This is a genomic window from Luteococcus sp. Sow4_B9, assembly GCF_052116585.1.
Taxonomy (GTDB): Bacteria; Actinomycetota; Actinomycetes; order Propionibacteriales; family Propionibacteriaceae; genus Luteococcus.
In genome coordinates this window covers 1-11,645 of sequence record NZ_JBQKKT010000024.1, presented here as the reverse complement: position 1 = coordinate 11,645, position 11,645 = coordinate 1, and the positions used below count along the sequence as shown (strand labels likewise).

Genomic DNA, 11,645 nt, shown 5'->3' with positions numbered 1-11,645 from the left:
CACGACGACGAGGCCCCGCCTCGGGCGGAGGTGGCCAAGACCCCTCCGGCCGGAGCGGGGCCTCGTCGCGTCGGGGTCCGGGGAATTTCTGGCGCTGGCCATCCGTTGTGAAGACATGCACAAGCACTACAACGGTCTGAAGACCGCAGCGCTCTTCGGCGGCATCTTCGGCCTGCTGCTGCTCGTGGGCGCAGGCCTGGCCAGCTACACCAACAACTCCACGTACATCCTGGTCTTCGCCCTCATCGGTCTGGGCACCACCTTCTACAGCTACTGGAACTCGGACAAGCTGGCGATCCGCGCCATGGGCGCGCAGCCCGTCAGCCCTGAGCAGGCCCCGTGGCTGTACCAGACCATCCAGGAACTCTCCGCTCGCGCCAACCAGCCGATGCCCCGGCTCTACGTCAGCCCGACGATGAGCCCCAATGCCTTCGCCACCGGCCGCAACCCGAACCACGCGGCGGTCTGCGTGACACAGGGCATCACCCAGCTGCTCGACGAGCGTGAACTGCGCGCCGTGCTCGGCCACGAGCTCATGCACGTCTACAACCGCGACATCCTGACCAGCTCCGTGGCTGCCGCCATCGCCGGCGTGATCAGCACGATCGGGCAGATGCTCAGCTTCGGCGCCATGTTCGGCGGCGGTCGCAGCGACGACCGGGAGGGTGGTGGCGGCGTGCTGGGCATGCTCGCCGCGGCCTTCATCGCCCCGCTGGCAGCGTCGGTGATCCAGATGGCCATCAGCCGCACCCGTGAGTTCGACGCCGACGAGGACGGCTCCGAGCTGACCGGAGATCCGCTCGCCCTGGCCAGTGCCCTGGCGAAGATCGAGAACGGTGTGGCCCACGCCCCGCTGCCGCCCACCAAGGACATGGTGAACGCCAGCCACATGATGATCGCCAACCCCTTTGGTGGCCTCGACGTCCGCCAGGCCTTCAGCACCCACCCGTCGACGGCCGACCGCATCATGCGCCTGGAGCAGCAGGCCCAGCGCATGGGGCAGTGACCCTGCAGCTCCCGTCGAGCAGCCCCCGAGCCTGCCGCGGGCCGTTCAGCCGAGCAGCTTGAAACGGTCTCGTCGCATCACCAGACGCTCGGGGGTGGGCATCTCAGCCAGCTCCCGCAGGTGGTGGCTGATGGCCTCGGCGATCGCCCGGGAGAAGGCCTCTCCCCCGTCTGCCGCCGGGTCCTCCGGCTCCTGGATCACCTCGTGCACCACACCCTCGGCGTGCAGGTCGTTCACCCCCAGCCGGTGCAGACGCGCCATCTCGGCGGCCCGCTCGGCGCTGCGGTGCACGATCGCGCTGGCCCCCTCCGGCGGCAGCGGCGCCAACCAACCGTTCTGGGCGCCCAGGGTCCGGTCCGACGGGAGCATGGCCAGCGCGACGCCGCCGCCACCTCGCCCCAGCAGCACCGAGATCGTCGGCACCGTGAGGTCTGCCAACAGACCCAGGGTGCGGGCGATCTCACCCGCCAGGGCCGATTCCTCGGCCTCCTTCGTGAGCGCACCGCCGGGGGTGTCGATCAGGTTGACCACCGGCAGGCCCAGCTCCTGCGCCAGCCGGTAGCCTCGCTGGGCCAGCCGAAGACCCGCAGGGCTCAACGACTGCTGCTCCACCGGCAGAGCCCGGTTCTGCCCCACCAGCACCATCGGCAGGCCGTCCAGACGGGCAAGTCCGACGCGCATCACCGGGTCCATCTGGCCGTCGCCGGTCCCGCTCAACCAGACCACATCCTCGCACTGCCAGTGCACCAACTCCGCCAGACCGGGACGACGCTCGTGACGGGTCGCCACCACCGCCTCCCAGGGATCGGCGGCATCGGCCAGCTGGGAGCGGCCACGCTGAACGGTGCCGGGCACGACGCTGGGAGCCCCCAACGCCTTCAGCACGCGGGCCCACACCGGCCGTACCTCTCCCACCGGCACCACTCCGTCGACGATGCCCAACCGGAACAGGTTCTCCGATCGCTGCACGCCCTCCTCGATCCGGGTTCCGCTGATGGCCTCCTGCGCACGCGGACCCAGGAAGCCCACCAGCGCTTCCGGTTCTGCCAGGGTCACCTGCCCCAGCGAGCCCCAAGAGGCGAAGACGCCACCGGTCGTCGGGTGGCGCAGGTAGACCAGGTACGGCAGGCCCGCCCGACGGTGGGCCTGGGCGGCCTGGGCAATCTTGATCATCTGCACGAAGGCCGTGGTGCCCTCCTGCATGCGGGTGCCGCCGGAGCAGGGCGCCATCAGCAGGGGCAGCCGCTCGTCGGTGGCCCGCTCAATCGCCCGCAGGATCTGGTCGCTGGTGGTGTGGCCGATCGACCCGCCCAGAAAGCCGAACTCACTGACCACCAGGGCCACCGGATGCCCGTCGAGCATCGCCCGGCCCGTCAGCACCGCCTCGTCAAGCCCGGTCGCCTCGCGCGCCTTCTCCAGATCGATCCGGTAGTCCGGGTCGCTGGTGCGATGTGGCGACGACGGCCACCGCTCGAAACTGCCCTCATCCGCCACCATCTCGACGAATTCACGAGCGTCGTACCGGGTGCGTGCCATGACATCCACTCCTCCGCGGGGCTCCGTCGTCCCGCGGTACCACCGTATTCATTGAAGGGCTCGACGGGAACCCGGTCCGCCTTTCAGTCGCCGTACCACCTTGCCTCGACGGCTGCCCCCCCCACCATGGGCCCCGGCCGCCTTCATCGCTACGCTGTTGCCATGCCGAAGCCCATCCTGTTGCTGAACTGCGGTTCGTCCAGCATCAAGTACCAGATGATCGACGCCGACACCGAAGCCGTGATGGCCGTCGGCCTGGTGCAGAAGGTCGGCGAGCCGACCCCCGGAACCATTGACCACGAGGTGGATGGCGAGGAGTTCCACGACGAGGTCTACTTCCCCAGCCACACCGAGGCAATCGCCGCAGTGGTCAAGATGTTCGACACCTACGGCCCCGACATCATCGACGCCGTGGCGGTGGGCCACCGGACGGTGCACGGCGGCACCGACTTCAACTCCACGACGGTGATTGACCAGGCGGTCATCAACAAGCTGGTGGAGCTCAGTGGTCTGGCGCCACTGCACAACCCGCCCGGCATCGCCGGCATCCGCGCCGCCCGTGAGATCCTCCCCGACGTGCCCCACGTCGCCGTCTTCGACACCGCCTTCTTCGCGGAGCTGCCGGCCGAGGCGTACACCTATGCGATCGACCGCGAGGTGGCCCGCAAGTACCAGATCCGTCGCTACGGCTTCCACGGCACCTCCCACCAGTACGTGAGTGGCCAGGCCGCCGCCTTCCTGGGCAAAGACATCTCGGAGCTCAAGCAGATCGTCTGCCACCTGGGCAATGGCGCATCGCTCTCGGCCATCGACGGCGGGCACCCGATCGAGACCACGATGGGTCTCACTCCCCTGCAGGGCCTTGTCATGGGCACCCGTTCCGGCGATGTCGATCCCGGGCTGCACGCCTACCTCGGCCGCGTGATGAACCTGGACGTGGCGGGCGTCGACAGCCTGCTCAACAAGCGATCCGGCATGTTCGGCCTCACCGGCAAGACCGACATGCGTGACATCGACAAGCTGATCGAGGCCGGCGACGAGGACGCCCGGGTGGCCATGGACGTCTACGTGCATCGCCTGGTGGGTTACATCGGCAACTACGCGACCCATCTGGGTGGGCTGGACTGCATCACGTTCACCGCGGGCGTCGGCGAGAATGCGTCGAATGTTCGCAAGATGGTGGTGGACAAGCTGGGCATCTTCGGCGCGGAGCTGGACGACGAGGCGAACTCGATCCGCTCCAAGCAGCCGCGGCGGATCTCCACGCTCGACTCGGCCGTCGAGGTGCTGGTGATCCCCACCAATGAGGAGCTGGCGATGGTCCGCGAGACCATCAAGGCGATCGGCGGCTGATCCGACTCACTCCATGACGAAGCGGTCACCGATCTGGTCGCGCACCTCGTCCATCACGTCGAGGTAGGAGATGGTGTCACCCAGTGGGCGAAGCGGAGTCTGGGTCCTGCCCTCACCGATGCAGCGGGCCACCTCAAGTGCCTCGTGGAAGAGGCCCGCATGCTCGATGGCCTCCTCGTCGTAGCGCAGGGTGGTGCCGCTCGCGCGGTCCAGATAGGTGAATCCGCCGGGTTGGTAGAACTTGCGGTCGAACTGCACCATGCCACGGGTGCCGCTGATGCAACCCACATTGGGCAGTTCCACCAGGCAGCTGGTCTGGAGCGCGGCCTGGGCGCCCGAGGGGTAGCGCAAGGACATGGACACGCTGCCCATCACTCCGCTGGACGCCCTGGTGCCGACCGCCCGGACCTCGTCGGGCTGCCCCAGCAGCCACGTGGCGAACATCACGGGATAGGTGCCAAGATCCAGCATCGCGCCGCCAGCCAGCTCCGGATCCAGGATCCGATGGCCGGCGTCGAACCACTCGCCCTGGTCTGCCTGGACACCCAGGATCTCCCCCAGGTCGCCCGAGGTCACCAACTGGCGCACCACGTCGAACTTCGGCAGGAAGAGGGTCCACAGCGCCTCGGCGCAGAAGACACCCGCCGCTTGGGCAGCCGCTGCCACCTCGCGTGCCTGCTGGGCATTGAGAGCCATGGGCTTCTCCACGAGGACGTGCTTCCCGGCCGCGACCACCCGCAACGCATCCGCATGATGGTTGGGATGCGGCGTGGCGACGTAGACGACGTCGACGGCGGGATCGTCCAACATGGCGTCAAGGCTGCCGTGGCTCCGCTCGGAACCCATCGCGGCACCGAACTCCTCTGCGCGTTGCTGGCTGCGTGAGGCGACGGCGGCAATCCGTTGGGTGGTGGAGGCGCGTAGGGCAGTGCAGAAGCGCTCCGCGATCCATCCGGTTCCCAGAATCCCCCAACCCAGCTGCGGGACGTCGTCGGGGCCGGGTCGGCGGGAGGTGGGCAGACTCAGCCGACTCATCGTGCACCGCCCTCGGCGAGGTCGGCACCAGCGATCTCGTCGAGCCGGACGGGCCGCTCCTCCCGACGAGAACGGTCGCAGGCATCGGCCATGCGCAGGGCCTGCACCCCGTCGAAGACGGTGCAGGGTGAAGCCGTCTGGCCACGGGCGACATCCAGAAAGGCGGCCAGTTCCACCTGGTAGGCGGGCAGGAAGCGGTCCATGAAGTTCACGACTCGGGGCCCTGTGGGCCAGGCGACATCCTGCTCCGCGGACACCAGCGCCAGACTCTCGTCGAGCCCGACGGCAACGTCGCCCAAGGAACCGTGCACCTCCATCCGCACGTCGTGACCGTAGGAGTTCTCACGGCTTCCGGAGAAGGTGACCAAGGTGCCATCGGCCATGGTGAAGATGCCCATGCCGGTGTCGATGTCGTCGGCCTCCGCGATGTAGGAGGTGCCCTTGTTGCCACCGACGGCGTAGGCGACCTTCGCCTCGACACCTGTGACATAACGGATGGCGTCGAAGTCGTGGATGTTGCAGTCCCGGAAGAGTCCTCCGGAGACACGGATGTAGTCCTCCGGCGGAGGTGCGGTGTCCAAGGAGCAGGCGCGCACGGTGTGGATGAAGCCCAGCCGGCCGGAGGCGACGGCCTGGCGAGCCCGCCGGTAGCCGGCGTCGAAGCGCCGTTGGAAGCCGATCTGCAGGGGCACCTCACTGCGCCGCTCGAGGCGAGCCAGTTCGATGGCCTCATCCAGGCTCGCCGCGACGGGTTTCTCGCAGAAGGTGGGCAACCCCGCCGCGATGCCCGCCCGGATCAGGTCGCCGTGCGTGGTGGTCGGCGAGGTGATGACCAGGGCATCGATCCTGTCCAGCATGGTCTCGACGTTCGCGGAGTAGGTGACCCCCACCTCCTCCGCTGCTCGCCGGGCCACATCGGGGAAGGCATCTGCGAGGACCACCTCGTCGACACCGGGAAGATTCGTGAGCGTGTTCGCGTGGTACGCGCCAATGCGTCCCGCGCCTGCAATGCCAATGCGCATAATTTGACCTTACATTCGGACAAGAATTCGCGCCAGACCCCACCCGGAACATGGTGGGAGGGGCGCCGCACGCCCAGGCTGCGGCACCCCTCCACACCCCCGGAGATCACTGGATGGCGCGGACCGCCAGGCGTTGCTCCAGGATCTTGTTGGCCTCGTGCAGGGTCTTCGACGCGAACTCCAGGCCCTCGATGCGGCCCATCGAGGTGTCCTCGTGCTCGATGTTGACCCACATCTCGGGATCCACGTCGTACAGGGCCTCCAGGAAGTCGGCCCAGTACTCGACGTCGTGGCCCACGCCCACCGCGACGAAGTCCCAGGCGGACTCGCCATACTTGGGCCACTCGTTGGCCCACTCATCGCCGCCCAGATTGGTGCGCGGCTCGTCGGGTGACAGCCGACGGAAGTGGTTGTCCAGCACCGAGCGGTAGGCAGCATTGGGGTTCACGCGCGCGTCCTTGGCCGCCGAGTGGAAGACCAGGTCACCCAGGTAACGCACGGCCTTGACCGGATCCATGTGCTGCCAGAACAGGTGCGAGGCATCCAGCTCCACGCCCACATGGGTGGCACCTGTCATCTCCACCAGCTTCTGGATGTCGAGCGGGGTGAAGACCAGGTTCTGCGGGTGCAGTTCCAGGGCGACCTTCACGCCATGGTCGGCCGCGAGCCGGTCCATCTCACGCCAGAAGGGCACGGCAATGTCCCACTGGTAGTCCCAGACGTCGAGTGCTGCGGAGTTCCACGCATTGACGATCCAGTTGGGGTGTTTGGTGTTGGGTTCCCCACCGGGCAGGCCGCTCATGGTGACCACGCGGTCCTGGCCCAGCCGCTCGGCCAACTTGATGGAGCGGCGCACGTCCTCGGCGTGCTTGTCTCCGATCTCGGCATTGGGGTGAAGCGGGTTGCCATTGCAGTTCAGGCCGGCGATCTGGACACCGGTGCCCTCGAACTGGCCCAGGAAATCATCGCGGGCGGTATCACTGGTCAGGATCTCGTCGATGTTCGGGATATGAACCGGGGGCAGGAAGCCACCCGAGTTGATCTCGATCCCGCTCAGACCAGCCTCGGCAACGGCCTTGAGGGCCTCGGGCAGCGGACGGTCGTGCAGGATTGCGTTGTAGACACCCAGCTTCATGTCAGTTCTCCTCGTCGGTGATGGAAACGTCATCGATGGAAACAGCGGCGCCGCCCTGCTGGGCCGATTCGGCCACGGCATTGAGGACGACCATGTTGCGCAGACCCTCGTCGAAGGAGGCATTGCGCGGGAGCGACTTCTCCTCGGGGATGCCGGCCACCTCTTCGAGGAAGGCGCGCGCCTGGAAGTAGAAGCCGTCGTTCTGGCCGACCCCGACGCCGGGGGCGTCCATCGGGAGGCCGTTGGAGAAGTAGGGGTGGTCCGGGCCGCACGAGATGCCGCGGTAGCCATTGCGGCCGTAGGGCCCATCGTTGAGGAAGAGTTCGAAGTGGCCGGGGTTGACCATGTCGAAGCGAGCGGCGCCCTTCTCACAGAAGACCTCGAACTTGAGGCCGTTCGGGTGACCGGCGGCAACCCGGGAGACCTCGAAGGTGGCGACGCCACCGTCCGCGAGCCGGGCCCCGAAACCGGCGTAGTCGTCGTTGGTGACCTCTTCGAAGGTGTCGCTGACGGCGGCCGGGCCGTGACCCTGGACGTCAGCCAAGGGCAGCGGACGCTTGGTGATGGCGGTCAGGAAGCGGCCACCACTCACCTCGGTGATCTGCCCGCCCATGAACTCCCCGATGTAGCTGAGGTGGCTGGCCACGTCACCCAGCGCGCCGGTGCCGGGGGCGCCGCGATAGCGCCAGGCCATCGGGGACATCGCGTCGAAGGAGTAGTCACACCAGTAGCGGCCGCTGAAGTTGATCACCTTGCCGAGCGTGCCGTCCTGGATCAGCTCGCGGATGGCGGCGATGGCGGGCTGGCGACGGTAGGTGAAGCCCACGCAGGCCACGGTGGAGGCCTCGCGCGCAGCCTTCGCCATGGCACGGGCATTCTCGATGGAGTCGCTCAGCGGCTTCTCGCACAGCACATGCTTGCCTGCGGCGAGCAGCCCCTCGACCATCTCGCGATGCAGGGCATTGGCCACGACGACACTGACCACGTCGATGTCGTCGGCCTCGGCGATCTTGTGCCAGTCGGTCTCGAAGCGTTCGTAGCCGAAGCGCTTGGCGGCGGTCTCGGCGAAGCCGGCATTCGCGTCGCAGATGGCGACGTGGCGGATCTCCGGCAGCACGGACTCGTACAGGGTTGGGGCCACTCGATAGGCCTCCGCGTGCGATCGTCCGGCCATGCCGGCGCCGATCACGGCCACGCCCAGGGATTGCTTGGTCACGACATCCTCCTTGATGTGTCTCTGGCCTTGGCGCTCGACATTATTTGGAGCGCTCCAAGTACGATCAACGCTAGGCCCCACTCCAATGAGAGTCAAGACATTGTCCGAACAATTGGGTGCGAGCTTCGCCACAGCTGCCCAGTAGGCTGTGACGACGAGGAATGGAGGAGCCATGGCCAGCAAGAGCCCCGCCAGGCCGACGATCTACGACGTCGCCCAGGAGGCCGGCGTCTCCAAGTCACTCGTCTCTCTCGTGCTCAATGGATCCGACTTGGTGAGCGAGACCAAGCGACTCGCAGTACAGGAGGCCATCGAGAGACTGGGGTATCGCCGAAGCCGCACCGCCTCCAATCTTGCCCGCCACCGCAGCCACACCATCGGCCTGGTCGTGGACAACTTCGAGAATCCTTGGTTCGCGCCGATGCTGCACGGCCTGCGCGAGGCCCTGGCCCCCCATGGCCTGCACGTGGCCATCAGGGAACAGCACATCTCGCCCAACCACCCCACGGCCATCGACGAGTTCCTGGAGAGCGGCGTCGACGCGCTGGTGGTGGCCGCCGAGCCCGGGCACGACTTCGCGGACCCGGGAGTCCCAACGGTCGTGGAGAGCACGCGGCTGCACGGCATCACCGGGGCCGACCTGGTCGGGTCGGACCAGCTGACAGGGGCGAACCTGGCCGTGGAGCACCTGGCCAACCTGGGTCACCAGCACATCGGCCACATCTCCGGAGAGGGGGGTGCCGCCGCCACACGGCGTGCGGGCTTCGAACAGGCCATGTGGGCGCGTGGACTCGAACCCTTGGTCGCCGGAAGGGACCAGGACACCACGGAAGAAGGCGGCTACCTCGGGACCGTCGAGCTGTTGCGACGACATCCCCAGATCACGGCCGTCTTCGCCGCGAACGACATGATGGCACTGGGTGCGCGGGCGGCACTGCGCGAGGACGGTCGAAGTACCCCACGGGACTGCGCCCTGATGGGCTACGACAACTCCCCCGTGGCACGCAGCCGCCTGCTGGACCTGACGACGATCGAGCCCTGCACCCACGAGGTCGGACTGCGTGCCGCCGAGGCACTGCTGCGCCGAATGACGGAGCCAAGCGCCCCCACCCTCAATGTGCAGATCACCCCGCGGCTGGTGGTCCGATCCTCGTCGCTCCCAGCCTGACGCCCAGCTGCAATTGTCCGGACAAATAGAGGGCTACATATGGCTTTTGTCCTGACAAGACCCTAGAGTTGTGGTGTCGAGCAGCGAGGCTCAGGAGGAGTCCAATGTCCCCGTCCACCACCACAGAACCAGTCATCACCATGGGTCGCATCGGCGTCGACCTCTACCCGCTCCAGATTGGAGTCGGCCTCGAGGATGTCACGTCCTTCGGGAAGTTCCTGGGTGGCAGCGCCACCAATGTGGCCGTCGCGGCCGCCCGGCTGGGCCACCAGGACGTGGCCACGGTCACGGCCGTCGGCGATGACCCCTTCGGCCGGTGGCTTCGCACCGAGATGAAGCGACTGGGCGTCAAGGACGACTTCGTCGAGACCACCGACGACCTGCTGACCCCCATCACCTTCTGCGAGATCTTCCCCCCGGATGACTTCCCGCTCTACTTCTACCGGCGCCCCACCGCCCCGGACCTCCAGCTGCGCCCCTATGACATCCCGCTGCGCTCCATCGTTGAGGCCAAGCTGTTCTGGTTCACCGGCACCGGCCTGTCCCAGGAGCCCAGCTACTGGGCACACATGACCTCGCTGGAGCACCGGGGCCGCACCCAACACACGGTCTTCGACCTCGATTGGCGCGACATGTTCTGGCGCGAGCGCCACATCGCCTCCGAACGCTACGCCGAGGCACTGAAGTACTCCACCGTCGCGGTGGGCAACAAGGCCGAGTGCGAGGTCGCGGTCGGTGAGACCGAGCCCGAGCGCGCCGCCGACGCCCTGCTGGAACGTGGCGTGGAGATCGCCATCGTGAAGCAGGGCCCCAAGGGCACCTTGGCCAAGACCAAGGACGAGCGCATCGAGGTTCCCCCCACCAAGGCGCAGACCGTCAACGGTCTGGGGGCCGGCGACGCCTTCGGCGGTTCCCTGGTCGACGGCCTGCTGCGGGGACTGCCGCTGGAGGAGATGATCCAGCGCGCGAGCGCCGCGGGCGCCATCGTGGCCTCCCGACTGGAGTGTTCCACCGCCATGCCCACCGCTGAAGAGATCGACGCGGTGGTGGCGGCAGGCGACACCGCGGTGCTCGGCGAGCGCCCCTGACCCCATCCCGAACCGAACGCACAAGGTCCCCGGCGCACGAGCGCCGGGGACCATTGCTGTCCGAACGGGTTCTGGCCTCAACCCAGGGCCGACAGAGCCTCCAGCGAGGCCTTGGCATTCTCCACGGGGCCTCCACCGGCGGGGGGCTCCTCGTCGATCATGATGTCCTGCTCCAGGACGTAGTAACCGTCGAAGCCGGCTTCGTCGAGCGTCTTGACGATGGCACCGAAGTCGATGTCGCCCTGACCGACAGGCGTGAACATGCCGGCCTTGATGCCTTCGCTCCAGGTGATCTCACCGGGCAGCAGCTTGTCGGTGAGCTCCTTGCGGATGTCCTTGGCGTGGACGATGTCCACCCGGTCTGCGTACTTCTTGACCAACTCGACGACGTCGCAGCCACCACACGCCATGTGGCCGGTGTCCAGGCACAGGCCGACGGTGGAGTTGTCCAGCACACGCTCGATCTCGTCCGCGTTCTGCACCATGGTTCCCCAGTGCGGGTGGAGGCAGGCGGTGACCCCACGGGCGGCGCAGACCTCGCGGATGCGGGACAGGTTGCCGAAGAGCGTCTCCCATCCCTTCTCGTCCAGCACGGGGCGGTCGTCGTAACCTTCACGGCCGGAGTCGGCCGCCAGGATCAGGAAGTCGCCACCGGCAGCCTCGAAGGCGTCGAGCTCCTTGTTGACCATCGGGATCGGATCGAAGTCCGGGTCATGCATCACGGCCAAGAAGAAGGCGCCGACGGGCTTGAGCCCGAACTTGCCCACCACCTGGGCCCGCTCCACGGCATCGGTGGGCAGCCACCCCTGGGGGCCGAACTCGGTGGCCGTCAGACCGATCTGCTTCATCTCGGTCAGGACCCGCTCGGGATCCATCTGGTGTCCCCAACCGGGGACCTCACACACGCCCCAGCTGATGGGGGCTCCGGCAATCTTCATTGACAACTCCTTTGTTGGTACTGCTCTGGCACCGCGGCGTCCTCGCCGTGGCATCCGGAAGGCGGTGGGGGGGGGGGGGGGGGGGGGGGGGGGGGGGGGGGGGGGGGGGGGGGGGGGGGGGGGGGGGGGGGGGGGGGGGGGGGGGGGG

At 67.6% G+C, this 11,645-nt stretch carries 10 protein-coding genes; 4 read left to right on the top strand and 6 right to left on the bottom strand.

Going from position 1 to position 11,645, the window contains the following annotated elements; translation table 11 throughout:
* Positions 1 to 115: 115 nt before the first annotated feature.
* Positions 116 to 1,006, top strand: coding sequence for a zinc metalloprotease HtpX (gene htpX / locus ACTQ49_RS12585; protein ID WP_441828188.1), 891 nt, complete (start codon positions 116 to 118; stop codon positions 1,004 to 1,006).
* 45 nt (positions 1,007 to 1,051) lie between these two features.
* Here the strand turns inward: htpX and ACTQ49_RS12580 are convergent, their stop codons facing one another.
* Complete coding sequence (locus ACTQ49_RS12580; RefSeq protein ID WP_441828187.1) at positions 1,052 to 2,542, bottom strand: carboxyl transferase domain-containing protein; 1,491 nt, start codon at positions 2,540 to 2,542, stop codon at positions 1,052 to 1,054.
* Between the two features lie 162 nt (positions 2,543 to 2,704).
* Here ACTQ49_RS12580 and ACTQ49_RS12575 point away from each other — a divergent pair, with 162 nt between their 5' ends.
* On the top strand, positions 2,705 to 3,895 hold the full coding sequence (locus tag ACTQ49_RS12575; RefSeq protein ID WP_441828186.1) for an acetate/propionate family kinase: 1,191 nt from the start codon (positions 2,705 to 2,707) through the stop codon (positions 3,893 to 3,895).
* Positions 3,896 to 3,901: 6 nt separating this feature from the next.
* Here ACTQ49_RS12575 and ACTQ49_RS12570 read toward each other — a convergent pair whose 3' ends face one another.
* The 4 genes from ACTQ49_RS12570 to ACTQ49_RS12555 all read right to left on the bottom strand — a co-directional run bounded on the left by ACTQ49_RS12570 (position 3,902) and on the right by ACTQ49_RS12555 (position 8,303).
* Entirely contained in the window at positions 3,902 to 4,930 is a 1,029-nt protein-coding gene (locus tag ACTQ49_RS12570; RefSeq protein ID WP_441828185.1) for a Gfo/Idh/MocA family protein, read from the bottom strand.
* On the bottom strand, positions 4,927 to 5,952 hold the full coding sequence (locus ACTQ49_RS12565) for a Gfo/Idh/MocA family oxidoreductase (protein WP_441828184.1): 1,026 nt from the start codon (positions 5,950 to 5,952) through the stop codon (positions 4,927 to 4,929). Before ACTQ49_RS12565 ends, ACTQ49_RS12570 begins: the two co-directional genes overlap by 4 nt.
* A gap of 106 nt (positions 5,953 to 6,058) precedes the next feature.
* Entirely contained in the window at positions 6,059 to 7,087 is a 1,029-nt protein-coding gene (locus tag ACTQ49_RS12560; protein WP_441828183.1) for a sugar phosphate isomerase/epimerase family protein, read from the bottom strand.
* Between the two features lies 1 nt (position 7,088).
* Entirely contained in the window at positions 7,089 to 8,303 is a 1,215-nt protein-coding gene (locus ACTQ49_RS12555) for a Gfo/Idh/MocA family protein (RefSeq protein ID WP_441828182.1), read from the bottom strand.
* A gap of 172 nt (positions 8,304 to 8,475) precedes the next feature.
* On the opposite strand from ACTQ49_RS12555, the gene ACTQ49_RS12550 reads away from it, so the two are divergent.
* Both ACTQ49_RS12550 and iolC read left to right on the top strand, forming a co-directional pair.
* A complete protein-coding gene (locus ACTQ49_RS12550; RefSeq protein ID WP_441828181.1) occupies positions 8,476 to 9,471 on the top strand; it encodes a LacI family DNA-binding transcriptional regulator in 996 nt (331 codons plus the stop codon).
* Positions 9,472 to 9,575: 104 nt separating this feature from the next.
* Positions 9,576 to 10,559: a 5-dehydro-2-deoxygluconokinase gene (iolC, locus tag ACTQ49_RS12545; protein ID WP_441828180.1), complete on the top strand. Its 984-nt coding sequence runs from the start codon at positions 9,576 to 9,578 to the stop codon at positions 10,557 to 10,559.
* Between the two features lie 77 nt (positions 10,560 to 10,636).
* On the opposite strand, the gene ACTQ49_RS12540 is transcribed toward iolC, so the two are convergent.
* Positions 10,637 to 11,497: a sugar phosphate isomerase/epimerase family protein gene (locus ACTQ49_RS12540; protein ID WP_441828179.1), complete on the bottom strand. Its 861-nt coding sequence runs from the start codon at positions 11,495 to 11,497 to the stop codon at positions 10,637 to 10,639.
* Positions 11,498 to 11,645 lie beyond the last annotated feature (148 nt).